The sequence below is a fragment of the Peribacillus sp. FSL K6-1552 genome, assembly GCF_038005205.1.
Taxonomy (GTDB): Bacteria; Bacillota; Bacilli; order Bacillales; family DSM-1321; genus Peribacillus; species Peribacillus butanolivorans.
In genome coordinates, this window is record NZ_JBBOST010000001.1 from 662,078 (window position 1) to 687,207 (window position 25,130).

Consider the following 25,130-nt stretch of genomic DNA (forward strand, 5'->3'; position numbering starts at 1 on the left):
AACGAATGATGGATGTTCCATCTTTCTTGATTTTAATCCACCTTACAAATGAAAGTAATGTCTGAGGAGTTAATTCTACAAAGACCTAGATACCTGGAAAGTTCCAGCCCGATTTTAGCATATGCATCCCATGATACAAAGTAGAACTTTGTTGGTGTTATTCCATAACTATCCCAAATGGAATAACAATTCCTATTAATAGAATAGCCATTAAGGTGATCAATATTTTTTTAGCCAATATATATTCTCCTTTTGGGATTAACAATCCAAAGTTTTATGTCATGAATATAAAGCTTGCCTTATATTATGTTTTTACTTAATTAAAACGTGTAGAAGAAAAAATACCAGGTGCTAAGCAGGTATTTAACACAGATATTGTGTGTTTTCTCTTTTGAATAGCCACTAGACTGGATTCAGATTGTCCGTTTACACAATGAAGTGGGTGGTATTTAATTCACTTTTCTCCAATATGGTATGCGCCAATACTTTTTAAATTGTGAATTGTTGGTCTTTCAACTAAATAAAATACACTTTACTTATTGGAATTATATGATTAAAATCGAATAAAGTCTCTATAAAATGGAAAAATCATTCATTGCTCTATAACGCGACAAGTGAAGGAGCCTGCTTTCATATTGGAGATAAGGAGTTGGATAGATGAATATTGATCATATTGAAGCATTTTTATATGTTGTTCACTTTAACAGTTTTCATAAAGCTGCAGAGGCACTGTTCTTGTCACAACCAACGGTTACGGCAAGAATTAAAACACTCGAGAATGAACTCGATTCGGTATTATTTGAGCGGCAAGGCAGGGGGATTATATTAACTGAAAAAGGGAAAGCATTTATTCCATTTGCGGATCAGATTATTCGTACCTATCAACAGGGGAAAAAACAGTTAAAAAAAGGAAGTTGTCGCGAAGAAATAACGATTGGCGCCAATATCATTACTTCGCAATACTTTATTCCATATGCTCTTCCTTTATGGAAAAAAGAAAACCCTGATTTACGCTTTAAGTTTATTTCTGCTCCAAACGATGCATTAGTTGATAAATTGCTTCAGAAACAGGTGGATATCGCATTTATGAAGGATGTTACGCATAGTGGTCTCCAAAATCACAAGGTCCTTGATAATTCGATTCGTTTAGTTGTGTATCCAGGCCATCATTATCAATTTCAAAAAGACCTGTCAGCGCAGCAATTGGCAACTGAGCCGCTAGTATTTTTTGAATGCGGCGCATTTGATTGGAACCAGGTTCATAAAATCTTTGAGGTCTCACATGTAGAGCCACGTATTGAATTTCAGGTAGATCATTTGGAGGTGGCTAAATCTCTAATTCTTAGCAGGAGCTGTATTGGATTTTTACCGTATTTATGTATTAAAAAAGAGTTAGAACAGGGAACCCTGGTTGAAGTGGATGTGTCGCATTTAATCAAGATAAAGCAGCACATCCATTTGACACATTTAAAATATGGGGTTGAAGCTCCTTTATTATGGAATGAAATCCTGTCTTCTGTTCAGAAATTTGAAAAATTGCTCCTTCATTGATAGAAATTTCCTATCCATACAATAATTCTTTCTATAAGTTTAAGTATTGCCATTAGCATGTTTAAGGTGATAGGATAAATCACAATTACAAATAAACCATTATTCTTATAAGTAAGCTATGAATTAAACGTGGAGGAGATAGTATGAGTTATAAGCTTGGCATTTTAGACCAGAGCCCGATATTTCCAGGAACTTCGGCTTTTGATGCACTACAGCAAACTATTAATCTAGCTAGACATGCTGAGGAATGGGGGTATACCCGTTTCTGGGTATCAGAGCATCATCATGCAGAACAGCTGGCTGGATCTTCCCCAGAAGTATTGATATCGTACTTGTTGGCCCAAACAAAATCGATTAAGGTGGGATCTGGAGGTGTAATGCTTCAGCACTATAGCCCATATAAAGTGGCGGAAAACTTTCACGTGTTATCAAATCTTTCACCTGGCAGAGTAGACCTTGGTATTGGAAAGGCACCCGGTGGTCTCCCCTTATCAACGAAGGCGCTACAGTTTGGTACTGTGAATGATGGAAAAGATTTCGAAGAGCGGTTATCTTTTTTGCAAAAAATAATTGAAGATTCGGTTAATGAAACTCACCCGCTTGCAGGTATTAAAGCGACACCACTCCCTTCGAAAAAACCAAAAATGTTTCTGCTTGGTGCGAGTGCTGACAGTGCCAGGCTAGCAGCCGATCTTGGTATAGCTTATGTATTTGCTCGATTTATCAATAGTAATGAGACTGTACTCGAAGATGCTGCACGCATTTACCAAAGTATCTATCCAACTGGGAGCTTTAAGGTATCAGTTTCAGTGATTGCTGCTCCTTCACAACAAGAAGCAGAACAGTTAACAGGTGATCAAAAGATTGTGAAAGTTCATCTCAAAAGTGGTCGTTCTGTTACGGTCCAAACACTTGTGCAAGCAGAGTTATTTGGGAAGCAGTCTGGGGAGTCTTACGAAATAGAAGAACAGGATTCCAATATTATTGCTGGAACTCCCTCTTACGTGAAAGGGATATTAACAAATTTTCATGAAAACTATGGGGTAGATGAGTTTATCTTACATACGCCGGTTTTAAAAGAAGCAGAACGATTCAGGTCTTTTCAGCTGTTAAGTCCACTTTTAACTGAAGAGGATCACTTTACGGGCCAAAAGAAAGCCTTCATTAATTAAAGATGTTCAGTAGATGGCTGCAGAGTTAAAAATGGATTCACTTGTTTTCTATGAAAATTAAAGGAGGAGTATCAATGTCCAAGCAAAGAAAGTTGAAATTGGGAGCACTTATACATGGAGTTGGAGGGAGTATATCTGGTTGGAGGCATCCTGACATTCAAGCAGATGCCAGTGTTAGTCTTGAATTTTATAAGGAGCAGGCCCAGAAGGCTGAAGAGGGAAAGTTCGATTTACTTTTCATTGCTGACGGTTTGTTTATCAATGAGAAGTCAATTCCGCATTTTTTAAATCGATTTGAACCACTGACCATTTTATCCGCACTCGCTGCTTTTACATCAAGAATAGGGCTTGTCGGAACTGTTTCCACCTCATACAGTGAGCCATTTACTGTAGCCCGGCAATTTGCTTCACTTGATCACATTAGTCAAGGTCGTGGCGGATGGAACCTTGTTACTACACCTCTTGAGAGTACTGCCTTGAACTATAACAAAACGATTGAAGAACACCCTGATCATGCCAAACGCTATCGGATAGCATCAGAATATATACAAGTTACCAAAGGACTTTGGGATTCCTGGGAGGATGACGCGTTTACTCGGGATAAAGAGTCCGGTGAGTTTTTTGATCCTTCTAAAATGCATCAATTAAAACATAAAGGAGAATTTTTCTCCGTGCAAGGACCACTCAACATTGCTAGATCTAAACAGGGGAGACCAGTCGTTTTTCAAGCAGGTTCATCAGAAGATGGCAAAAATTTTGCCGCTAAAGAAGCGGATGCAATCTTTACAGGTCAACCAACATTGGAAGATGCCAAGACTTTTTATCAAGATGTAAAAAACAGGGCTATTGCATTTGGGAGAAATCCTGATGAAATTGTGATTCTGCCAGGTATCGCGCCAATCATTGGTACAACTGAGGAAGAGGCGGAGTACAAATATCAAGAACTCGCTAACCTAGTTTCTATAGATAAGGCGCTTGACTATTTGGGACGATACTTCGATCATCATGATTTTTCTCAATATGAACTGGATGCACCTTTCCCAGATCTCGGAGACATCGGAAAAAACAGTTTCCGAAGTACGACTGATCGAATTAAACAGGAAGCGAAGGAGAAACAGTTAACGCTCCGTCAAGTAGCACTTAAGGAGACTACACCTCGGACTTCTTTTATTGGAACTCCAGAGAATGTAGCGAATTTGATTCAGCAATGGTTCGAAGAGAAGGGGGCGGACGGATTTATCTTTGCTTCAAGTGTTCCAAATGCTTTAAGTGACTTTGTATCTTATGTGATTCCTATCCTTCAAAAAAGGGGAATATATCGTACTGAATATGAAGCAGAAACATTAAGAGGCAACTTGGGGCTTCCATTCCCGGAAAATCGTCATGCGAAAGAAAAGATTAACCAATAATTGAAGTATCATTTAAAAAAATGAAGGAGGAATACGAAATGGGAGAAGCGCTATCTGTCGTCGTTTGGTCCAAACAAGGATGTCACTATTGTGAAGAGGTTAAACAATACTTAAAAGAAAAGGACATTGCTTATCAAACGGTGGATGTTACCGATCATGATGAACGGCGAGATATTTTAGAAATCAAATATGGTGTTCGATATGTGCCTATTATTGAAATTGGGCGAGGTAACGTATATGAGAGTGTTACGGAAATTGGAATACCTCATCTTGAAAAAGTACTCGAACGCTTACAGTAACAAAATTTAGCAGACTTAAGAAGTTGACATATTCTTAAATGGAAATGAACTTGATGAAATAGTGATGGAACGAGTGTTAAAGGAGAAATTGCTGATTTAAATCCGACTATTCTTGTGTAAATAATATGTTATAGAAAAGGGGAGTTAATCATGACACAGCTAATCCGTCTTGCTACTGTAGAGGATGCCCCAGAAGTGATGAACCTTACACTTCGGGCTTATGAACCAATTAGAGAATTGAATATTAACTTTTTGGCTGCGACAGCTGATTTGCAGCTAGTGACGAATAATATTCGGCGGAATCTCACTTACGTTTTAGAACAGGAGGGCCAAATTGTTTCCACTGTGACAGTTCGTCATCCCTGGAATGATCCTGATCAGTTCAGTCCATACCCATTCATTTGGTGGTTTGCAGTCGACCCCCTATACAAACAAAAAGGTTTTGGCTCGACTTTGTTAACCTGGGTGGAAGAAAACGCACTTCGGAAACAGGTGAAAGCGCCGGCTGTCTATTTGGCGACAGCTGATCGTCATCCTTGGCTTGTTTCCATTTATGAAAGAAGAGGCTATGAGATTTTTGCTGAACGAGATAACGATGGAGAAAAAATTGTGTATCTTCGTAAAGTTCTCGATGAAACGTTGTATCGCATTATTGAAAATAAAGAACCAATTGTTAGTAATTAAAAACGTCGGGGGAATTTGAGATGAAAAAAACATTATTAATTGTTATGGCACTGCTACTTACTTTTTTGGGAGCTTGCTCTTCGAAAGAAACAACGAGTACAGCAAAATCAAGTTCTGGAGATTCAGAAGATAAAAAAGTTCAGAAAATCATTGTCGGAACAGGAACGCAATTCCCTAATATTTGCTTTTTGGATAAAAATGGTAAATTAACAGGGTATGATGTCGAGTTGGTTCGTCAAATCGATGAAAAGCTGCCTGAATATGAATTTGAATTTAAAACGATGGAATTTTCGAATCTATTATTAAGTTTAGAAACGAACAAAATCGATTTTGTTGCTCACCAAATGGAGGTGAATGATGAACGAAAAGAAAAATTTTTATTTAATAAAGAACCATATAATGTCTTTCCGCTTCAAGTTACAGTTCATCAGGACAACAATGATATTCATTCCATTAAAGATCTAAAAGGAAAAAAAGCGATAGTGAGTGCAACGAGCAATTCTGCTGTTTTTCTTGAAAAGTATAATAAAGAAAATAATGCCGGTATTGAAATTGTCTATTCTGGCCAAGGCGTAGATGATACGAAGAATCAAATCAAAACTGGTCGGGCGGATGCTACCATTACTACACCATTTGCAGTCGACTTCTTAAATAAACAAGCAGATGCACAGCAAAAGGTTGTGGGTGAGCCACTTCTTAATTCAAAAGTATACTTTTTACTAAGAAAAGACGAAACGCCTTTACAGAAGAGAATTGATGAAGCACTTGTGGAGCTGAAAAAAGATGGGGTAGTTAGCGAACTAAGTAAAAAGTGGCTGGGCGCAGACTATTCAGTAGGATTTTAATTAGATAGCAGTAAGCGCGGAGGTGCTAAAGCATGGGGAAAGCATTTGATCCTTCATTAATCGTCGATTTCATTCCGACGCTAATATATTATCTTGGAGTAACATTGCAAATTCTGGCAGCATCCGTTTTATTAGGAATGGTCATCGGGATAGCGGCAGCCATCCTGAGATTATTTCGTATCCCTTTTTTGAATCAATTAGTCATTTTGTATATTTCATTCATTCGGGGAACTCCTATCTTAATACAATTATTTCTAGTTTTTTATGGACTGCCTGCAATCCTTTTATTCATTAATATTGATATTTCAAGAATGGATGCTCTGTATTTTGTCATTATTACTTATGCATTAAGTAATGGGGCGCATTTCGCAGAAATATTCCGAGGAGCGATTAAGGCTGTCGATTATGGGCAAACGGAAGCGGCCTATTCTGTTGGCATGAATAATAGTCAAAGTTTCTTTCGAATTGTGCTTCCTCAGGCAATACGGATTGCTTTTCCGAATATCGCAAACTCTATTATCGGATCCTTGAAGGACACCTCACTTGCCTTTACCATCGGCGTAATGGATATGATGGGTAGGGGAGAGACATTAATCGCCGCAACTGCACATGCTCTCGAGGTCTATCTCTCATTAGCTGTTATCTATTATGCAGTCGTGCTATTGTTTGAGAAAATGTTCAGACTTTATGAAAATCGCATTAATCGGCATCAAACTGTTGATGTGTCTGTTACTGGATAACAAAGGGAGGAGAGAAGGACTTGACGATTGATATTCTATTCATTTGGACTGCTTTTAAGGAGATTATTAAAGCACTTCCGATCACACTTATCTTAACGATTCTTCCTCTTCTTGCAGGTTTTATTCTCGGCCTCTCTGTTGCCTTGATTAGGATATATAAAGTGAAATTTCTATGTAGAGTTGCAAATGGATATGTTTCCTTCTTTAGAGGAACACCGATTATTATGCACATAATGCTCATTTATTTCGGTTTTCCATTATTAATCGATCAAATTTCAAAAAAATTTGATTTAGGTATTCAATCTAATTCCATTCCGATCATTTTATTTGTCTTAACCGCCTTATCGTTGAGTGCGGGTGCCTATTTATCAGAAATATTCAGATCGGGAATTATCAGTGTCTCCAATGGCCAAATGGAGGCAGCCTATTCCGTGGGTATGAATTCGTTTCAAGCCATGACGCGAATAGTTTTGCCACAGGCCATTGCTCAGTCCATCCCGAATTTCACGAATATTTTCATTGGATTCTTGCATACGTCATCCATTGCTTTCATTGTATCGCAAAAAGAAATGACAGGAGCAGCCAATATAGTTGCATCCACCAATTTGAAATTTTTGGAGTCTTTTATCGCTGCTGGTTTAATTTATTGGGGTCTCACAATCATTGCAGAGGGGCTTTCGTTTTTAATTGAGAAAAAGGCCACTGCCTATAATCGAGGAGGAGTACAATGATTTATTTAAAAGATATAAAAAAATCATTTAACCAGCAGCCCGTTTTAAAAGGGATTAATTTGAAAATAGGCAAGGGAGAAGTAGTTACCATTCTTGGCCCAAGTGGATCAGGGAAAACGACCCTGCTTAGGTGCTTGAACTTTCTAGAGAAACCAGATGAGGGAATTGTTCAAGTGGGAGATATACAGGTGAAGTCTAAGAAGGCGACCAAAAGGGAAATCTTATCCCTTAGAAGACAATCGGCAATGGTTTTTCAGCATTATAATTTATTTGCTCATAAAACTGTTTTGGAGAATGTAATGGAAGGGCTAATTGTTACAAAAAAATATAAGAAAGCTGAAGCGAAACGGGAAAGCGAGCTGTTATTGGAAAAAGTAGGTTTGGGAGATAAGCATAACTATTTCCCTTCTCAATTGTCAGGAGGTCAACAGCAAAGAGTTGGAATTGCTAGGGCACTTGCTTTAAATCCGGAAGTCATTCTATTTGACGAGCCAACGTCGGCACTCGATCCTGAGTTGGTCGGGGAGGTGCTTTCTGTCATAAAAACAATTGCACAGGAAGGCATCACGATGGTGATTGTAACCCATGAAATGAGTTTTGCTAAAGAGATATCGGATCGTGTTCTTTTCATGGATGGCGGGGTCATTGTAGAAGAAGGGTCACCATTGGAGATTTTTAATGCTCCAAAGGAAGAGCGAACACGAAAATTTTTAAACCGGATATCAAGAGATTTTTCCGTATCGTTTTTAGAAGAAAGGGCCAATTAAAGGAAGGGGCAAAAGGAGGACGTATGATTAATACAATCGTAGTCGATGAATTGATTGAAGAAGATAAAGAGACGGTGCGCCGTTTATTGGTAGAAAGTTATCAACAATATGAACATGAATATTCGAACCCGGAAGCTTGGGAAGGATATTTAAAAAATATTGAATCCTCGGTGGATAATCCACATGTTGATAAGGTGTTGGTTGCAAAGTGCAATCAGGATATCCTTGGTACATTACAGCTTTTTCAGTCATCTGAAAAAGCATATGAAAAGCCGGAACTTGGAATTTTTTCACCAATCATTCGGTTGTTGGCTGTTCACCCCGAATCAAGGGGACGCGGTATCGCACAGGAATTATTAAAAGCTAGTGTAAATTATGCAAAATCACAAGGTGCGTCCAGTTTGTATTTACATTCTACTGATAAGATGCATAAAGCCATTAAACTATACGAATGGTTTGGCTTTAAACGGGATCGAACGAAAGAATTTCAAAATCATGATATTTTAGTAAAATGCTATCGCTTAGATTTATAGAAGGAGGCGACTGTATGAGTCGAGAGCTGGAAAAGCGCTTAATATCGATACGGCGCCATTTACATCAATATCCGGAGTTATCACATGAAGAATTTGAAACGACAAAATCGATACAAACGTGGCTCGAGGAAGAGGGCATTGAGATCCGTCATACAGGATTGAAAACAGGTGTTTTTGCAGATATAAAGGGTGGCAAACCCGGACCGACAGTAGCCATAAGGGCAGATATCGATGCTCTTCCGATTGAGGAACGAACCGGGCTTCCATTTGCTTCGAAAGTAAAAGGAGTGATGCATGCATGCGGCCATGATTTTCATACGGCAGCTGTTATAGGTGCTGCCTACCTTTTGAAAGAATATCAATCAGAGTTGTGCGGGACAGTGCGATTGCTTTTTCAACCCGCAGAAGAATTAGGTGGCGGAGCGGTACATGTGATAAAAGATGGTCAAATTGACGATGTAGCGGCTGTGATTGGGCTGCACAATAAACCCAATTTGCCTGTCGGTACCATTGGGATAAAAGATGGTCCGTTAATGGCGGCAGTGGACCGTTTTCATATTGTTCTTCAAGGGAAGGGGAGCCACGCGGCCATCCCTCAAAACGGAAAAGATCCAATAGCGGCAGCGGCTCAGCTTATTACCGCTCTTCAAACTATCGTCAGCCGGAATGTATCCCCATTAGATTCTGCTGTGGTGAGTGTTACGAGAATAACAGGTGGAAACACTTGGAATGTAATTCCGGGTGACGCCATACTCGAAGGAACGATTCGAACCTTTAATTCTGGGATCCGCGAAGAAGTAAAAGAAAAGTTTTATTCGATTGTTAATCATATTGCAGCTGCTTTTTCACAGGAAGCTGCGATTGGTTGGTTTCCTGGGCCCCCCGCGCTTCTTAATCATCCGGCAGTCACAGAGTTGGCACGCGGGTCTGCTCGACAGCAATCATTGCATGTAATCAATCCAGAACCTTCAATGGGTGGTGAAGATTTCGCTTATTACCTTCAACATATCCCCGGTACCTTTGCCTTTTTTGGTACAAACGGAAACGAAGACTGGCATCATCCAGCTTTTACTGTTGATGAAAAAGCCATTATTAAAGCCGCTTATTTTTTATATGAAAGTGCCAAGGATTTATTACATAACCAGGGTAAGTGGTGAACATACATGACAAAGGTGCCAGACACGATCTAAAATTGGTTCGTGCCTAGCACCCTAATTTTCGTAATTCCAAGGATATCTGCAACTTAATTTCAAGCAAAGGCATGATAAATCCACCACAAATTAACTATTCAGATAGCTGCTTTTGTATTGTGTAAGCTCCGTGAATGACTTATCCGGTTGGGAGCCTCTTTTCACTTCTGCAAGTCAGCTGATGCGAACATTCCCCCCTCCATTTTACCTTAACTACATAGCCACTCTTCGTTCATTAATTCATTCAAGTTTTTCATAGATTCCTCTATCCTTTTCTCTTCCTCTCATTGATGATTCTTAGTTCTGATAGGGTTTAGAAGATTAGATCTCTATAAAAAATATTTCTTAACCCTAATAGGCGAAAGTGAGGTTAAGTAATTTGGCAAAGGTATTCCATACTCATAAGCGAATGATAGAGTTTTTTAATCAATTAAATAAATTTTTCTATCAAATAAGGTGTTGTCAAGTGCTTGTTTACAATGTTAGGATGAATTTCAATCAATTCAAATTGACTATCTAGATTGGTTAACTTGGTATTAATGATTGGAGGGAGATATATGAGTTTTAAGCTTGGAATTTTAGATCAAAGCCCTATTTTTCCTGGGAATTCGGCAGTTGATGCACTTAAGCAAACCGTAAACCTAGCTCAAAAAGCTGAAGAATGGGGATATACGCGTTTTTGGGTATCGGAACATCATCATATGGAACAAGTTGCTGGCTCTTCACCGGAAGTATTAATTTCTTATTTATTATCGCAAACCACATCTATTCGTGTAGGTTCAGGAGGTGTCATGCTTCAGCACTATAGTCCTTATAAAGTCGCTGAAAATTTTCATGTTTTATCCACTCTTGCTCCGGGCAGGGTAGATCTTGGCATTGGTAAAGCACCAGGTGGATTTCCCTTATCAACAAAAGCATTACAATTTGGAACTGTAAATGATGGGAAAGATTTTGGTGAACGTGCATCCTTATTGCGGGAAATTATTGAAAATTCAATCAATGACGATCATTTGCTCTCTGGTATTCAAGCAACACCGATACCTCCTGAAAAGCCCGAAACTTTTCTGCTTGGTGCAAGCTCAAACAGTGCACAACTAGCCGCAAACCTCGGAATGGATTTTGTATTCGCCAGATTTATTAATAGTGATGATACCATGCTGAAAGAAGCTTCCTCTGCTTACCGAAGCAAGTACCCAGAAGGTCGTTTTATGGTATCAGTAGCCGTTGTGGCAGCTCCTACCCAACAAAAAGCAGAGGAGCTGGCAAGCGATCACAAACTATTTAAAATTCATCTTCAAAGTGGCCGGACACTGACAGTTCAATCACGTGAACAGGCTGAGTCATTTGAGAAGCAGGCTGGTGAAGCTTACGAAATTGAAGAGCAGACCGCAAGTGTTATTGCTGGGACTCCAGGATATGTAAACGGAATTCTAAAGGAACTTCAGAAAGTTTATCAAGTGGATGAATTTATTTTGCATACACCGCTTCGAACAGAAGCAGAACGGATTCAATCTTTTCAGTTGTTGAGTCCGCTTCCGCTTCTCTAAGGGGAAGAGACTATCATATAGAAGGAAAAGAAAACATCCAGCGGGTATGAAGCAGCTGATAAATATTTGTTATTCCAATATAAAAGGATAAAAAAAGGAGCGAGAAACATTGAAGAAAATTAAATGGCTGTCCGTAACGATTTTAACAGTAGTATTGCTGATATTAGGAGCTTGTGGAAATAATGAGCAAACATCATCGGAGAGTAAAGGAGACAAGGATGAGGAAGTGACTTTGAAAATTAGTGCAGCCTCAATACCACATGCAGAAATTTTAGAGTTTATCGCACCGGATTTAGAAAAACAAGGCGTGAAACTGGATGTAGTGATTTCTACGGATGGTATTCAAACGAATCAACAAACAGCAGACAAAGAATTGGATGCAAACTTCTTTCAACATACCCCGTACTTAGAGCAAGTAAATAAAGATAGTGGTTTAAATTTGGTTAATGTGAAGGGTGTACATATTGAACCATTTGGTGTCTATTCAAAGAAAATTAAGTCTATAGGTGAATTGTCAGACGGAGCGAAAGTAGCCGTACCGAAAGATCCAGTAAACTTTTCGCGATCGTTACAGCTTTTTGCGGCAAATAATATCATTGAGTTGGATGCTTCTAAGTCAGGGGATTATACGATTGAGGACATTACAAAAAATGTTAAAAAATTAGAATTCATTCCAGTCGATTCCCCTCTTTTAGTTCACTCGCTTGACGATGTGGAAGCGTCGGCCATTAACACAAACTATGCGCTAGAAGGAGGGTTAAAACCTCTCGATGATGCACTGATAATTGAAGGAAAGGATTCACCATATGTTAACATTTTAGTTGCTCGTCCAGACAATAAGGACGATAAAGCGATCCAAAAGCTTGCGAATGCATTAACGACGGAAAAGGTCAAAGAATTTATTTTAGATAAATATGAAGGAGCCGTCGTGCCTGCGTTTTAAGTGAAGTGAGTTTTCTAAACCAAACTAGTTAAAAAGAGGAGGTGGCCACTTTGATTGAATTTCGCCAGGTTTCAAAAGTATTTGATGACGGAGAGAAGAAAATTGAAGCGTTAAAGGAGATTAATATAACCGTTGAAAAAGGGGATATATTCGGAGTCATCGGTTTTAGTGGAGCAGGAAAAAGTACACTCATCCGAACTGTGAATCTATTAGAATATCCTACTTTAGGTGAAGTGATTGTAGAAGGAAAAGATCTAGCAAAGATGTCTGAAAAAGATTTGCGTGAAGCTAAGAAAAATATTGGCATGATTTTTCAGCATTTTAATTTACTTAATTCCAAAACAGTCTTTGATAATGTGGCGATGCCATTATTGTTAAGTAAAAAAAAGAAAAAAGAGATTGAAGAACGAGTTTATGAGATTCTCCGTTTTGTTGGTCTAGAAGACAAAGCAATGAATTATCCAAATCAGCTATCAGGTGGACAAAAGCAACGTGTCGGGATTGCCCGTGCTTTGGCTACAAACCCTTCGATTCTATTATGTGATGAAGCAACATCGGCATTGGATCCACAAACAACAAAATCAATCTTGAATCTATTGAAACGGATAAATGAAGAATATAAAATTACCATTCTAATTATCACGCACGAAATGGAAGTGATTAAAGAAATTTGTAATCGGGTTGCAGTGATGGAGGATGGGTGCGTGATTGAATCAGGAAATGTGATCGATATTTTTGCCCGGCCACGTACAGAAACAACACGTAACTTCATTCGATCGGTTGTTCGCGATGAAGTACCATCAAGTGTTTATGGATTGCTCAATGAGGATACCTATTTCAGCCGGATTTTTAAAATTGATTTTTTGGGATTGAGCTCTGGGCAGCCTATCGTTTCAAAAACAGCGAAGAAGTTTAATGTGGAAATAAACGTTCTGTTCGGCAATATTACTGAGTTGCAAGGCATCCCATTTGGTAATTTAATTGTTGAAATAATAGGAAATGATGATGAAATTGTTCGGGCATTTCAGTTTATAAAGAATCAAAAGGTTGAAGTGAAGGAGGTTACGAAGGATGGAAGTAAGCAAAGAGCTCATTTTAAACGCATTGTGGGAAACGCTGTACATGGTTAGTATTTCACTTTTTTTTGGAAGCATCATTGGAATATTCTTAGGCATTTTATTGGTTGTAACAAGAAAAGGTCATATTTATGAAAATAAATTTATTTTTTCTATAGTGAATCCAATTGTAAACATTCTCCGATCGATTCCGTTTATTATCTTGCTTGTGGCGATTATTCCATTTACAAGACTAATTGTTGGTACGTCGATTGGTACGACAGCAGCAATTGTACCACTCGTGCTTCATATTGGCCCATATATCTCAAGACTTGTAGAGAATTCGCTATTAGAAGTAGATGAAGGCATTATTGAAGCTGCGAAAGCTATGGGAGCAACACCGTTACAAATTATTTTCAGGTTTTTAATGCCTGAGGCTTTTGCGTCGTTAATTCTGAGTATAACAACTGCAACAATTGGTTTAGTAGGCGCTACAGCTATGGCAGGCGCTATAGGTGGCGGTGGACTTGGTGATGTAGCGATAACATATGGCTATCAACGCTTTAGCACTATTACGATATTCGTCACCGTTGTAATTCTAGTAATTGTAGTTCAGGGAGTACAAAGTTTAGGAAATATACTCGAACGAAAAATTAGAAGAGTGTAGTGGTGGTACTGAACAGACAGAGAGGGGAATAAATGATGAAAAAATGTATTTTACCTTTATTGCTTATCTTGGGGGTGTTATTGACAGGTTGCTCAAGTGATTCAACTAATGCGGGGGAGAAACAAACGAAAGTGAAGGTCGGGATTAGAAATTCTGAACTTCGAACATGGGAATTTTTAAAGGAACAGGCTGAAAAAGAAGGGGTGGAAATTGAAATTGTTAATTTCTCATCGGCTTATGATCCGAACGAAGCGCTGGCAGAAGGGGATATTGATATCAACGCCTTTCAACATATTGCCTATTTAGATTCATTTAATGCGAAGAACGATACAGACATCGTTCCAATTGGGACTACAATTATTGCTCCTCTCGGTTTGTATTCAAGTAAATATAAATCGGTGGAAGAAATTCCAAATGGTGCACAAATTGCTGTGCCCAATGACCCAGCAAACTGGGGAAGAGCTTTATTGTTATTACAAGAAGCAAAACTCTTAAAGGTTGTTGATGACTTTGACGGAAATGGTGGACAGGACAAAATAAAAGAAAATCCGAAGAAAATCGAAATTGTTCCTGTCGATAGTGCCAGTGCTCCACGTGTGATGGAAGATACAGCTGGTTCGGTGATTAATAATGGAGTTGCGGTAGAAGCGGGACTAAATTTAAAAGATGCTCTTATTTATGAAAGTAGTACTGCAAAGCCTTATATTAATATCATAGCGGCTAGGAGTGAAGATCAAGACAATGAAATTTACCGAAAATTAGTTGATCTCTATCAATCAGAGAAAACGGCTAATTTTATTGAAGAAACTTACAATGGAAACTATATTCCAACATTCATTACCTTGAAAGAATTGAGCAGTTATAAGGAGATATATTCTAATAAATAAGGAGAGATTAGAATGGCTCAAGACAGACAGATGAAGCTAGCTGCTTATCTGATTGGAACAGGTATGCATGTTGCGTCGTGGCGACATCCGGCATCAAATCCGAATGCAAGTATTGATGTGAAAGCTTTGCAAAGACTGTCAAAAATTGCGGAGAAAGGGAAATTTGATCTTGCCTTTGTGGCAGATAGTTTGGCCATTAATCATGAATCGCATCCTCAAATACTTAATCGATTTGATCCGATTGTACTAATTACAGCATTAGCTGCAGCGACAGAAAAAATTGGCATTGGGGCGACGGCTTCTACAACCTACAGTGAACCATATGTACTCGCTCGCCAATTTGCTTCCGTTGACCATATAAGCGGCGGAAGGGTGGGGTGGAATGTTGTTACAACAGCTGATGCGACCGGAGAGACGGCCTTGAATTTCAGTCGTGATAAACATTGGGCACACGATCATCGTTATGAACGAGCAGAGGAGTTCATCGACGTTGTGCAGGGATTATGGGATTCTTGGGAAGATGATGCATTTGTGTATAACAAAGAAACGGGACAATTTTTTGATCCTGATAAAGTGCATGAGCTTCATTATAAAGGCAACTATTTTTCGGTTAAAGGTCCGTTGAATATTGCACGATCGGCGCAGGGACAGCCGGTCATTATTCAAGCGGGTGCTTCTCTACCAGGGCAGCGATTAGCCGCTCGAACAGCCGAAGTCGTTTTCACACATTGGGATAACATTGAAGAATCGAAACGATATTATCAAGAATTAAAATCGTCTTTAATGGATTTTGGAAGAAGCGGAGAGGAGCTCCACATCCTTCACGGCATTTCCCCTATTATCGGAGAAACCGAAGAAATAGCCGTTCAAAAATACAATAAACTCCAAAGTCTCGTCGACCCTTATGAGAGTTTGAAATTCGTTTCTGGTTATATGGGCAATGTTGATTTTTCGAAATACTCTTTAGATACGCTAGCGAAGGATGTTGAGTTTCCATCAGTAAATAGCATACAAAGTAACTTTAATGAAATGAAGAAAATTATTGATGAAGAAGACTTAAAAGTCGGTGAATTATATGCGAGATTTTTCAGTCCTGCCAGACGTGATAGATTTGTCGGAACACCAACTCAAGTAGCCGATGAAATGGAGGTATGGTTTACCGAAAAAGCTGCAGATGGCTTTATGCTTCAATTTCCACTGTTACCAGGCGACTTAGAGGATTTCGTCGAGATGGTTGTTCCAATTTTACAGGAGAGGGGTTTGTTCCGTTTGGACTACGAAGGAGACACTCTCCGTGATCACCTTGGATTAAAGAATCCAAAAAATCGCTTTGTTAATGAAGAAATAGTAAATTAAGGGGAGCAAGGAATAGATTTCTCACATCTTCATTATATCCATCAAATGAAGGCATATATTAGGTGCGGACAAAGGAAAGAGAGACAAGGAGAAATCCTAGCCTCTCCATTCTTTTCTCCTACTTATATATATGACTTTTTTTTTTATAGAAGAATCACCAATCATGATGCTGCCGGAAATTACCGGTACACAGCAAATAACTGACTGAATGCTCAAAATATAATAGTTAGTTAGCCCTAGCTTTTAATTGTAATTAGAGTTTTCCCTTTTCACACGAGAAAGAAAACATGTTTTTACTTTATCAGGCTGCTGTTAGTGATCCACAACTCGGAAATTCTTGTTGATTATTAGAGTGGAAACAATGAAATCATAAGTTGTTTATGGTACTTTTAAATAAATAAAGATAGGAGAATTATGATGACGACTTTGAATGAATGGTTTGAAAAGGGGATTCCTGCTAAAGACTTTGTTGCTTCGATGAAAGTTCATAAAGAAAGCTTACAATCGATTTATGATCGGTTTTCTGTTTCGGAGGTAGACCAAGATTTTTTTAATGATTTAAAAGCGAAAGACCTTCGAGTTATTATCATTACTGAAGACTGGTGCGGAGACGCGATGATGAATATACCTATTCTTTTAAACATTGCAGAAGCCGCAAATATTGAAACTCACATGGTTTTACGTGATCAAAACCTTGAGCTGATAGATCAATACTTAACAAATGGAACAGCGCGTTCAATTCCTATTTTTATATTTATTGATAAGAATGGTGAAGAAAAAGCGGTTTGGGGGCCTCGTGCACCAAAGGTACAAGAGAAAGTTATGGAGTTGCGATCAGTTCTGCCACCTAAGGATGACGAAAGCTTCGAGGCAGAGCAAAAAGAAGTATTTAAAAAAATGACTCAAGCTTTTTCTGAAGATAAACAGCTTTGGAACGAAGTATACAGCAGTATAAAAGAAGCCTTAGTAAAGATATAAAATCTGAATTAATTCCTCGTTTAAAACGCGGATATTTTATTGTTCTATAAACCCGCCTACCTTACTGAAAGCCACTCCGATAAGAAGAGAAGCGTGGGTGTAACTCAAAAAAAACGAGTGTAAAACGTAAGCTGTTTTACACTCGTTTTTTTATTTGTAGTGTTTTTTTCTATATGTTAAGGATATGGTTCATGGCGCCATGTTTTGGGGCAGCCTTTTTTCATTTGTTTATGATTCTGGAATAATGGTAACGCCAATGGTTCGAATTGGAGAATCCTGTTTAGCACTTTGGTTAGTGGCTTTGTAGTATTTTAACATTAGATCGTTTAATTCATTTTGAAAGTTAATAAAACTTTCATCATCAAGCTTTAGTTCTAAAAGTGAAAAGGTTGAACCATCTTCTGAGCAATCTCGTTCTTCTAATTTAGTAAGGTAATTTTGATATTGAGTCATAAGTGATAATTGATAATAAGAATAATAGTTCAACTTTTTCTCATTAGAAGATTTTTTCCACTCTTCTCCACTAAGTCGTGCCTCTTCTTCATTTAAAACGTAGTATTTTTCGGAAACTGATCTCACTTTTTTCTCTTTCACAATGCGAATAACTCCAGAATCTAACAAAACTTGTATATGTCGATACAATGTTGCCTGAGGTACATCTTTAATGATTTTTAACATTTCTAGTGGTGTTAATCCATTTTCTCTGTTTCTCATTAAAGCTTGGGAGATCTTTATTCTTACGGGGTGCATTAAAATTTCAGCTTTATTAATCATTTTATTCTCCTTACGTTAGAAATTTGATACTACATAATGATAATCAATTCGATAATCCCAATATTGTTCTTTTCTTATCATATAGATCACGAATAATAACTTCATTTTGTCATATAGTGTATGGTTAAATCATTTTCATTTAAGTAAGATAATAGTAAAAGAATACATTTAATCAAATTAGAAAATTTTTACCGTAATGTATTTTGAAGAAAGTATTATGCATTTTTTAAAAAATATATGTAATTATTTTTTTAAAAGATGAAATGAGTTCAAACAATAGGATTAAAAAATCCTAGTTTTAGCTTACATAAATCCCACTATATTTTTATTATTATTTATAATGATAATATTATCATTATAAATAATAATAAAAACTAAAACAATATTTTTAAAAGAAAAAAATAGGTGCAATATTCCAATTATCATGTTATCATTATCAATAATGATAACGTTTTATTTTGAGTTATTAAATTATAGGAGTGGTAGTTATGCAATTGCATTACGGATGGGACGAATTTAAGAATATTGATTTCATGTCTTTTCTGCCGATTATTTTACCGGTAATTGCTATTGGATTTATTTTAGTCCTTATAGCTTTAATTGATTTATACAGACATCGAAAAACGAGGAAAAATATTTTATTGTGGACACTCATTATTATTTTTGTAAACACTCTTGGTCCAATACTGTACTTTGTTATTGGTAGAAAGGACAGTGACAGAATATGAAATTAGAAATCAAAAATGTTACTAAAAAATTTAAAGAAAAAACAGCGGTTAATAATTTTTCAATGGAACTACAATCAGGGGAATGTGTTGGATTGATAGGGCCTAATGGGGCAGGTAAATCGACACTAATAAAAGTTATTGCAGATATTATAGATCCAAGCATGGGAGAAGTCTTACTTGGTGGTAAGAAAATTTCTAAAATGAAAAGGGAAATAGGCTACTTACCACAATACCCAAACTTTTTTCAATGGATGACTGCCAAAGAAACCCTTACTTTTATGGGACAGCTATCAGGAATAAAGAAGGAAGAATTAACACGGAGTATTCCAGAAATAATGTCGAAAGTAGGGTTAAGTGGGGAAGAGAATTCAAAGGTAAGAACCTTTTCAGGTGGAATGAAACAGAGACTTGGAATTGCGCAAGCATTGTTACATAAACCATCTTTGATTGTAATGGATGAACCGGTTTCGGCATTAGATCCAATTGGTCGAAGAGAAGTTCTAAATATAATAGAAGAAATAAAGAAAGAGACGACCATTTTATTATCAACACATATATTAAGTGATGCAGAAGAAATATGTGAGAGATTTGTCATTATAAAGAATGGTGAAAAAATTGAAGATACTACAATGACAGAATTATTAAACAGGAATAGTGAAAATAAAATTAATGTTGATTTAACAGTTAAAAATCAAGAATGGATTGAAATCGTTAAAAGCTTGAACTTTGTAAAAGGTGTAGAGGTAATGGGAAATAAATTAAAAGTAGAAGTGGAAAATATAGAATTAAACAAGAATTTATTACTGGCGAGTGCTCTGGAACACAATGTTGATCTTGTACGGTTTGAAATAGATAACGATACATTGGAAGAGATATTCTTAAAATTGGTGGTGGAAAAATGAATAATTTTACCGTTTTAGCGAAAAAGGAATTTGTGCAGATGGTACGTGAATTCAAAGTTATTTGGCTGCCTCTTGTATTTATATTTTTAGGATTAACTCAACCAGTTGTTAGTTATTACTTACCTTCAATATTAAAGGCACTAGGTGGAGGCCAAGGGATCACTATAGATCCAAGTATGGCTGCTCAAAAAGGCGGCGAAGTACTTGCTAGTACATTAGGGTCTCAATTTGATCAATTAGGGGTCATGATTATTATCGTTTCCATGATGGGGGTCGTACAGTCTGATAAAGCAAATGGTATGTTAGCCTTTATTCTTACAAGACCTGTTACGGTTGTTTCTTATATAAGTGGAAAAGTTATTTCCAATTATTTGTTTGTTGCTTGTAGTGTAGTGCTAGGATACTTGGTCTCATATCTGTATGTTATTTTATTGTTTACGAGAGTTGATTTTGTGGACTTATTAGTAGCTTTGTTGTTCTATCTGATGTGGATTCTATTTATAGTTTCATTCACGACAATGATCAGTACTATTTTTAATAGTCAGGGTATTATTGCATTAATATCAATAGTATTTTTACTGGGCTGTAGAATCGTAGTGGGTTTAAGTCCTGTTATAGACAATGTGAACCCGGCAAGTATGAGTAAACATGCTATGGAAGTACTTATTTTAGGGACAGTCAATACAGATGTAATCTGGAGTGTAATATTGACAATTGTATTGTCAGCACTAACAATCTTAGTAACAAACATATGGATTTCTAAAAAGAAATTTAATAATGAATAAGTAGAAGGCAGAAATGTGTTAATCATGAAGTGATGGGGGGATGATAACATTGTTAAGCATCACAGATTTAGAAAAAAGTTACTCAACCAAGAAAATTTTAAACGGTGTAAATTTAAAAATAAAAAAAGGGGGAATTTTATCGAACCACAACCTTAGAATAATAGATGAAATCTATATTTTAAAGTTGTGGTGATTTCAGACACTTTTGGGTCCTTTTTTATTATGCTATCGGTTTCAGAGACAAGGTTTTGAAGTAATGTGACACCCGTTTCTATCTGCTTAGGATCTGAGGCCTACTATCTTTATAATTGGTTTGGTGGAATAACAATCTACCACAATCTACCATATTGATCGCTTTGATTATTTGCGTTAATTGTAAGGGAAAGACTGAAATTTTAACGAAAAGATTAATTCGGAAAAGAAGTGACGACTTATTAAAATTTTCAGGGTTTATTATAAATCAACAAGATTTTAATGGATGAATCGTTTCGTGAATACCGTTCATCCACTGGTCTCATATTCATGGTCCTCTATACCCCAATTTTGAAGAAACTCGATTGCCGGTTTCAATCACATTTTTAATGAGAAAATCAAGTCTGTCTTCTGTCAAGTTAAAGCTGACAAAACCAATACTCACTGCCCCATGCACTTCTCCAAAATGGTTTAAGACCGGAACAGCTACAGAAGATGTTCCTTCTGTTCTTTCACTGTGACTGATTCCATGTCCCTTCATTTTAGTTTCTTTCAATATATCCCAAAAAGCTGCTCTTTCTTGAACTGGCAAAAGAGCATCTACGATTTTTTTCGCTTGATTATATGGCATATAGGCGAGCATTACCTTATTAGCAGCTCCAATATGCATAGGGACTCGTGAGCCAAGCTGGTCATAAACACGGATTTGGCTTTTTTCACTGTCGATTCGTTCGATAATGAGTGACTCAATTCCTACTGGCTGGCTAAGATAGACGCTTTCCTCCACTTTGTTCATAAGCCTTTCTAGTTCAGGCCTTATTTGACTGATGTAATCCATTTTGTCATACATACGCAAACCATATTCGAGCCAAATATTTCCTAAACCATATTGTTTGGATTGTTCGTCTTGTTGAATTAGGCCATGCTTGGACATTGCTTTTAACAAACGGTGCATGGAACTAACCGGAAGTTCACATTCATGAGATAGTTCCGTAATAGACAGCCAGTTTTCCGATGAATCGGAAACTAGCACCTTAATAACGTTCATGGCCCGGTCAATTGATTGCATAAACTTACCACCTATCTTTCATTACGAGTTACAAAAAAACTGAAGATTTAAAACATATTGACATTATACCATATTTAATTTTATAATTTAAGAAAATTTCCTATTGCCGGAAACGTTTTCCGATATGCGGAAAAAGGAGGGAAGGTAATGACATATTGTTCGTCTATGTACCAACCATTAGAACGTGTCATTGTAAAACATCCGAACGACGCTTTTATTAGTCAAGAGCATATAAGCCAAGAATGGCAGAATTTCAACTATATAGAAGAGCCGGATTTCAAAGAAGCCCTAACAGAGTATGGTGACTTTATTTCTATTTTGGAGAAATATGTTCCAAACATCGATTATTTGCCCGCATCTTCGGAAGTCGGAATGGACTCCTTATATGCGCATGATCCTGTAAAATTCACAAATGAAGGAGCCATTATTTTAAAGTCTGGGAAAGAATTGAGACAGCCTGAAGCAAATGTATACAAGGAGTTTTGTAAGGAGAAGGACATACCGATTATTGGTGTTTTAACTGGTGATGCTGTCGCAGATGGCGGTGATATCGTTTGGCTTGATGATCGGACACTTGTTGTCGGACATGGTTATCGTACAAACGCTGAAGCTATTCGGCAATTAAAAGAAATGACCGCTCATCTTGTCGATGAATTCATCGTAGTCCAGCTTACACATGATCAAGGCGAGGCAGAGTGCCTCCATCTTATGTCCTTTATCAGCATGGTAGACCATGATTTAGCAGTAGTCCATTCTCGTCTTATGCCAGTATTTTTCAGAAAACTGCTTATTGATCGCGGTATTCAGCTTATTGAAGTGCCGGATGATGAGTACATGAACTTAGGCTGCAATGTGCTTGCATTAGCTCCGCGTGTTTGTGTAATGTCTTCTGGTAACGCTTACACTAAACAACAGCTTCTTGATGCTGGAGCCACAGTATATGAATACAAGGGAACTGAAATCAGTTATAAAGGTACTGGAGGACCAACTTGTTTAACCTGTCCAGTTGTACGTACGAATATCAAATATTGAGGGGGAAATTAAGTATAAACATGTAATTGTAAAAACACTGGGAGAAAGTTATGTAAATGGTTTAACAACCTCCGACCTAGGCAAGCCAGATTATGAAAGATTATTAGAGAAGCATGCTGCTTATGTGGAAGCATTAAAAAAATGCGGGGTTTCAGTTACACACTTGCCAGCAAGCGAGGAATTTCCAGATTCAACATTCGTTGAAGATACCGCTGTCTGAAAACAGGAATCGCATACCTTGGGGAAAACTTGATTGTAGCTGCAGGTGAATTTATCAATCATCATAATTTTTCACAATACAAGAAAATAACGGTTTCAACTCAAAACGAATACTCAGCAAACTGTATCCTTGTAAATGATTATGTGATTATTCCAAAGGGATACGAAGAGACGAAACGTAAAATGAATGAAGTTGGTTTTAAAACGATTGAACTGGAAATGTCTGAGTTCCAAAAGCAGGACGGTGGATTGAGCTGTTTGTCACTACGCTTTTAAAAAACAGAAAATTTAGATAAAAGAAGATTGGTTTTTCCTACATTCTTACATTTATTAAAAACCGGAAGGGGGATTTCAATGAGTCGATTACTATGGGGTACACCTGAAACTCTTCGTGCTTTATTATGTGAACTTGTTAGCTGGGAAAGCCGTACTCTTACTGAAGGGGAATGCATGTTTCCTTATAAAGTTCAAGAGAAATTAAGCAAGCTTGATTATTTTAAAAGGAATCCAGAGCACTTATCACTTCACGAAGTTGATCTAGGGAGAAATTTTGTCAATGCCTTTTACAAACATCCTGAAGCAAAGGAGACAGTCGTATTAATTAGCCATTTTGATACGGTCCAGACCGAAGAATACGGCGATCTAGAGACTCTTGCTTTTCAACCAGAGGAGCTCACAAAAAAACTTCATGAACGAAAAGATAATTTACCGGAAGAAGCTCGCATTGATCTTGAATCGGGAAAATACTTGTTTGGAAGAGGAACGATGGATATGAAAATGGGACTTGCCCTTCATATGGCTCTCATCGAAAAAGCAAGTATCGAACAATGGCCTATCAATCTTCTGCTATTAACCGTCCCAGATGAGGAAGTGAATTCAGCGGGAATGAGAGCTGCAGTTAAAGAACTTGTGACTTTGCGTGATAAATATGACCTTTCTTATAAAATGTTTTTTAACAGTGAACCATCTTTTTCACAGAAACCGGGAGATGATAGACATTATATCTATTCTGGAACGTTGGGGAAAATCATGCCGGCTGCTCTTTTTTATGGAAAAGAAACTCACGTTGGTGAGCCTTTAAAGGGAATTACAGCTAACTATATTGCCTCGTTCCTTACTCAACTCATGGAGTGGAACACTCTGTTTCAGGAAAGTGATCTCGGAGAGGATACACCTTTACCCGTTTCGCTTCAGCAAAAAGATTTGAAATTACAATATTCAACACAGACTCCTTATCGTGCAGCCGCCCTTTATAATGTTTTCATTATGAAAAGAAGCGCTGCTGAAATTATGGATATATTCGAGCAGGTTGCACAGGAAGCAGCGATAATGTGCAATGAATCATATAAAGCTGTTTGCCAGCGTGAACAGATTGAAGGTGTAGGCGAAGTAAAAGTATTGCGCTACGAAAAGTTACTTTCTTATGCCGAGGGGAAATTTGGTGCAAATTTTGTTGAGGAAATAAAGAGTGAAGTCCAAGGAAACATGGATTGGGATGAGCGGGAAAAATCACTGCGAATCGCAGATAAACTGATGATTCAATGTCAGGAGCTTGCGCCGGCCATTGTATTGATGTTTGCACCGCCATATTATCCTGCTGTCAATACATCCGATGATCCGCTTATCATTGATTCTGTGAAATTAATAAAGGAAACTGCCCGCTTGTTTGATGACGATGTCAGCCAAATTCATTATTTTAATGGTCTTTGCGACTTAAGCTATGTTCAATATAGTGATGAGGCTGATGGCTGGACTGCTTTTGAAAAGAATACGCCAGTCTGGGGCGATACTTATAGCATTCCTTTCGCTGATATGCTTCAACTTCAAGCACCCGTGCTCAATGTGGGTCCGTTCGGCAAGGATGCACACCAGCGTACTGAGCGCCTTCACATCGATAGTGCCTTTGTTCATACGCCCGTTATGCTGGAGAGACTAATAAAGAGTATGTTTAAGAGTTTGGTTGAGAAGTGAAGGAGGGGTCCTATCGTTTCTACAAGGTTAGTGGTGCCGAAAATCCAATAACTAAAAAACTGCTTGTACAGTTTGGAGCACAAGTGCAATAAGGTCCGGAAGGT

Annotated in this window: 25 protein-coding genes and 1 pseudogene; 24 read left to right on the forward strand and 2 right to left on the reverse strand. The window is 37.7% G+C overall.

Annotation, left to right across the window (positions count from 1 at the left end):
- Positions 1–657 precede the first annotated feature (657 nt).
- The 18 genes from NST21_RS03085 (at position 658) to NST21_RS03170 (ending at position 17,354) form a co-directional block, all read left to right on the forward strand.
- The gene (locus NST21_RS03085) at positions 658–1,551 is read left to right on the forward strand and encodes a LysR family transcriptional regulator (RefSeq protein WP_340887653.1); all 894 of its coding nucleotides are present in this window, start codon (positions 658–660) and stop codon (positions 1,549–1,551) included.
- A gap of 143 nt (positions 1,552–1,694) precedes the next feature.
- Complete coding sequence (locus NST21_RS03090) at positions 1,695–2,723, forward strand: LLM class flavin-dependent oxidoreductase (RefSeq protein WP_340887654.1); 1,029 nt, start codon at positions 1,695–1,697, stop codon at positions 2,721–2,723.
- A 74-nt stretch (positions 2,724–2,797) separates the two neighbouring features.
- Positions 2,798–4,132, forward strand: a complete 1,335-nt coding sequence (locus tag NST21_RS03095) for an LLM class flavin-dependent oxidoreductase (RefSeq protein ID WP_056522416.1) — start codon at positions 2,798–2,800, stop codon at positions 4,130–4,132.
- Between the two features lie 38 nt (positions 4,133–4,170).
- A complete protein-coding gene (locus NST21_RS03100; RefSeq protein ID WP_340887657.1) occupies positions 4,171–4,431 on the forward strand; it encodes a glutaredoxin family protein in 261 nt (86 codons plus the stop codon).
- Positions 4,432–4,581: 150 nt separating this feature from the next.
- The gene (locus NST21_RS03105) at positions 4,582–5,115 is read left to right on the forward strand and encodes a GNAT family N-acetyltransferase (RefSeq protein ID WP_340887658.1); all 534 of its coding nucleotides are present in this window, start codon (positions 4,582–4,584) and stop codon (positions 5,113–5,115) included.
- Between the two features lie 20 nt (positions 5,116–5,135).
- Positions 5,136–5,960, forward strand: coding sequence for an amino acid ABC transporter substrate-binding protein (locus NST21_RS03110; RefSeq protein ID WP_340887661.1), 825 nt, complete (start codon positions 5,136–5,138; stop codon positions 5,958–5,960).
- Between the two features lie 32 nt (positions 5,961–5,992).
- Positions 5,993–6,700, forward strand: coding sequence for an amino acid ABC transporter permease (locus NST21_RS03115; protein WP_340887663.1), 708 nt, complete (start codon positions 5,993–5,995; stop codon positions 6,698–6,700).
- Positions 6,701–6,720: 20 nt separating this feature from the next.
- On the forward strand, positions 6,721–7,431 hold the full coding sequence (locus NST21_RS03120) for an amino acid ABC transporter permease (protein WP_340887664.1): 711 nt from the start codon (positions 6,721–6,723) through the stop codon (positions 7,429–7,431).
- Positions 7,428–8,198 carry an amino acid ABC transporter ATP-binding protein gene (locus NST21_RS03125; protein WP_340887665.1) on the forward strand — a complete coding sequence of 257 codons (771 nt, stop codon included), beginning with the start codon at positions 7,428–7,430 and terminating at the stop codon, positions 8,196–8,198. The genes NST21_RS03120 and NST21_RS03125 overlap by 4 nt, the downstream gene beginning before the upstream one ends.
- 23 nt (positions 8,199–8,221) lie before the next feature.
- Positions 8,222–8,731 (forward strand): GNAT family N-acetyltransferase, encoded by a 510-nt coding sequence (locus NST21_RS03130; protein WP_089362828.1) that lies wholly within the window; start codon positions 8,222–8,224, stop codon positions 8,729–8,731.
- 14 nt (positions 8,732–8,745) lie between these two features.
- Positions 8,746–9,888: an amidohydrolase gene (locus NST21_RS03135; protein WP_340887670.1), complete on the forward strand. Its 1,143-nt coding sequence runs from the start codon at positions 8,746–8,748 to the stop codon at positions 9,886–9,888.
- 590 nt (positions 9,889–10,478) lie between these two features.
- Positions 10,479–11,468 carry an LLM class flavin-dependent oxidoreductase gene (locus tag NST21_RS03140; RefSeq protein ID WP_340887673.1) on the forward strand — a complete coding sequence of 330 codons (990 nt, stop codon included), beginning with the start codon at positions 10,479–10,481 and terminating at the stop codon, positions 11,466–11,468.
- A 109-nt stretch (positions 11,469–11,577) separates the two neighbouring features.
- Positions 11,578–12,411 (forward strand): MetQ/NlpA family ABC transporter substrate-binding protein, encoded by an 834-nt coding sequence (locus NST21_RS03145; RefSeq protein WP_340887676.1) that lies wholly within the window; start codon positions 11,578–11,580, stop codon positions 12,409–12,411.
- 50 nt (positions 12,412–12,461) lie between these two features.
- The gene (locus NST21_RS03150) at positions 12,462–13,541 is read left to right on the forward strand and encodes a methionine ABC transporter ATP-binding protein (RefSeq protein WP_340887678.1); all 1,080 of its coding nucleotides are present in this window, start codon (positions 12,462–12,464) and stop codon (positions 13,539–13,541) included.
- Entirely contained in the window at positions 13,483–14,133 is a 651-nt protein-coding gene (locus NST21_RS03155; protein ID WP_340887681.1) for a methionine ABC transporter permease, read from the forward strand. Before NST21_RS03150 ends, NST21_RS03155 begins: the two co-directional genes overlap by 59 nt.
- A gap of 35 nt (positions 14,134–14,168) precedes the next feature.
- Positions 14,169–15,020: a MetQ/NlpA family ABC transporter substrate-binding protein gene (locus NST21_RS03160; RefSeq protein WP_340887683.1), complete on the forward strand. Its 852-nt coding sequence runs from the start codon at positions 14,169–14,171 to the stop codon at positions 15,018–15,020.
- Positions 15,021–15,032: 12 nt separating this feature from the next.
- A complete protein-coding gene (locus NST21_RS03165) occupies positions 15,033–16,376 on the forward strand; it encodes an LLM class flavin-dependent oxidoreductase (RefSeq protein ID WP_340887686.1) in 1,344 nt (447 codons plus the stop codon).
- A 417-nt stretch (positions 16,377–16,793) separates the two neighbouring features.
- On the forward strand, positions 16,794–17,354 hold the full coding sequence (locus NST21_RS03170; RefSeq protein ID WP_340887688.1) for a thioredoxin family protein: 561 nt from the start codon (positions 16,794–16,796) through the stop codon (positions 17,352–17,354).
- 228 nt (positions 17,355–17,582) lie between these two features.
- Here NST21_RS03170 and NST21_RS03175 read toward each other — a convergent pair whose 3' ends face one another.
- Entirely contained in the window at positions 17,583–18,128 is a 546-nt protein-coding gene (locus NST21_RS03175) for a helix-turn-helix domain-containing protein (protein WP_340887689.1), read from the reverse strand.
- A gap of 488 nt (positions 18,129–18,616) precedes the next feature.
- Here NST21_RS03175 and NST21_RS03180 point away from each other — a divergent pair, with 488 nt between their 5' ends.
- From NST21_RS03180 to NST21_RS03190, 3 genes are read left to right on the forward strand one after another with little or no spacing between them, the layout of a single operon-like run.
- Positions 18,617–18,856 (forward strand): PLD nuclease N-terminal domain-containing protein, encoded by a 240-nt coding sequence (locus tag NST21_RS03180; protein WP_201182951.1) that lies wholly within the window; start codon positions 18,617–18,619, stop codon positions 18,854–18,856.
- A complete protein-coding gene (locus tag NST21_RS03185; RefSeq protein ID WP_340887691.1) occupies positions 18,853–19,758 on the forward strand; it encodes an ABC transporter ATP-binding protein in 906 nt (301 codons plus the stop codon). The genes NST21_RS03180 and NST21_RS03185 overlap by 4 nt, the downstream gene beginning before the upstream one ends.
- Positions 19,755–20,543: an ABC transporter permease gene (locus NST21_RS03190; RefSeq protein ID WP_340887692.1), complete on the forward strand. Its 789-nt coding sequence runs from the start codon at positions 19,755–19,757 to the stop codon at positions 20,541–20,543. The genes NST21_RS03185 and NST21_RS03190 overlap by 4 nt, the downstream gene beginning before the upstream one ends.
- Positions 20,544–21,063: 520 nt before the next feature.
- Here NST21_RS03190 and NST21_RS03195 read toward each other — a convergent pair.
- Complete coding sequence (locus tag NST21_RS03195; RefSeq protein WP_340887693.1) at positions 21,064–21,804, reverse strand: IclR family transcriptional regulator; 741 nt, start codon at positions 21,802–21,804, stop codon at positions 21,064–21,066.
- Between the two features lie 147 nt (positions 21,805–21,951).
- On the opposite strand from NST21_RS03195, the gene NST21_RS03200 reads away from it, so the two are divergent.
- The 3 genes and pseudogenes from NST21_RS03200 (at position 21,952) to NST21_RS03210 (ending at position 25,026) form a co-directional block, all read left to right on the forward strand.
- Positions 21,952–22,836: a dimethylarginine dimethylaminohydrolase family protein gene (locus tag NST21_RS03200; protein ID WP_340887694.1), complete on the forward strand. Its 885-nt coding sequence runs from the start codon at positions 21,952–21,954 to the stop codon at positions 22,834–22,836.
- A gap of 7 nt (positions 22,837–22,843) precedes the next feature.
- Positions 22,844–23,331, forward strand: a pseudogene (locus NST21_RS03205) (hypothetical protein).
- Between the two features lie 78 nt (positions 23,332–23,409).
- Positions 23,410–25,026, forward strand: a complete 1,617-nt coding sequence (locus NST21_RS03210) for a M20/M25/M40 family metallo-hydrolase (protein ID WP_340887695.1) — start codon at positions 23,410–23,412, stop codon at positions 25,024–25,026.
- Positions 25,027–25,130: the final 104 nt, after the last annotated feature.

Excerpts from the sequence above, each read along its gene's own strand:
- NST21_RS03085 (WP_340887653.1), top strand. The coding sequence starts at position 658 with ATGAATATTGATCATATTGAAGCATTTTTATATGTTGTTCACTTTAAC.
- NST21_RS03090 (WP_340887654.1), top strand. The coding sequence starts at position 1,695 with ATGAGTTATAAGCTTGGCATTTTAGACCAGAGCCCGATATTTCCAGGA.
- NST21_RS03095 (WP_056522416.1), top strand. The coding sequence starts at position 2,798 with ATGTCCAAGCAAAGAAAGTTGAAATTGGGAGCACTTATACATGGAGTT.
- NST21_RS03100 (WP_340887657.1), top strand. The coding sequence starts at position 4,171 with ATGGGAGAAGCGCTATCTGTCGTCGTTTGGTCCAAACAAGGATGTCAC.
- NST21_RS03105 (WP_340887658.1), top strand. The coding sequence starts at position 4,582 with ATGACACAGCTAATCCGTCTTGCTACTGTAGAGGATGCCCCAGAAGTG.
- NST21_RS03110 (WP_340887661.1), top strand. The coding sequence starts at position 5,136 with ATGAAAAAAACATTATTAATTGTTATGGCACTGCTACTTACTTTTTTG.
- NST21_RS03115 (WP_340887663.1), top strand. The coding sequence starts at position 5,993 with ATGGGGAAAGCATTTGATCCTTCATTAATCGTCGATTTCATTCCGACG.
- NST21_RS03125 (WP_340887665.1), top strand. The coding sequence starts at position 7,428 with ATGATTTATTTAAAAGATATAAAAAAATCATTTAACCAGCAGCCCGTT.
- NST21_RS03130 (WP_089362828.1), top strand. The coding sequence starts at position 8,222 with ATGATTAATACAATCGTAGTCGATGAATTGATTGAAGAAGATAAAGAG.
- NST21_RS03135 (WP_340887670.1), top strand. The coding sequence starts at position 8,746 with ATGAGTCGAGAGCTGGAAAAGCGCTTAATATCGATACGGCGCCATTTA.
- NST21_RS03140 (WP_340887673.1), top strand. The coding sequence starts at position 10,479 with ATGAGTTTTAAGCTTGGAATTTTAGATCAAAGCCCTATTTTTCCTGGG.
- NST21_RS03155 (WP_340887681.1), top strand. The coding sequence starts at position 13,483 with ATGGAAGTAAGCAAAGAGCTCATTTTAAACGCATTGTGGGAAACGCTG.
- NST21_RS03160 (WP_340887683.1), top strand. The coding sequence starts at position 14,169 with ATGAAAAAATGTATTTTACCTTTATTGCTTATCTTGGGGGTGTTATTG.
- NST21_RS03165 (WP_340887686.1), top strand. The coding sequence starts at position 15,033 with ATGGCTCAAGACAGACAGATGAAGCTAGCTGCTTATCTGATTGGAACA.
- NST21_RS03170 (WP_340887688.1), top strand. The coding sequence starts at position 16,794 with ATGACGACTTTGAATGAATGGTTTGAAAAGGGGATTCCTGCTAAAGAC.
- NST21_RS03175 (WP_340887689.1), bottom strand. The coding sequence starts at position 18,128 with ATGATTAATAAAGCTGAAATTTTAATGCACCCCGTAAGAATAAAGATC.
- NST21_RS03180 (WP_201182951.1), top strand. The coding sequence starts at position 18,617 with ATGCAATTGCATTACGGATGGGACGAATTTAAGAATATTGATTTCATG.
- NST21_RS03185 (WP_340887691.1), top strand. The coding sequence starts at position 18,853 with ATGAAATTAGAAATCAAAAATGTTACTAAAAAATTTAAAGAAAAAACA.
- NST21_RS03190 (WP_340887692.1), top strand. The coding sequence starts at position 19,755 with ATGAATAATTTTACCGTTTTAGCGAAAAAGGAATTTGTGCAGATGGTA.
- NST21_RS03195 (WP_340887693.1), bottom strand. The coding sequence starts at position 21,804 with ATGCAATCAATTGACCGGGCCATGAACGTTATTAAGGTGCTAGTTTCC.
- NST21_RS03200 (WP_340887694.1), top strand. The coding sequence starts at position 21,952 with ATGACATATTGTTCGTCTATGTACCAACCATTAGAACGTGTCATTGTA.
- NST21_RS03210 (WP_340887695.1), top strand. The coding sequence starts at position 23,410 with ATGAGTCGATTACTATGGGGTACACCTGAAACTCTTCGTGCTTTATTA.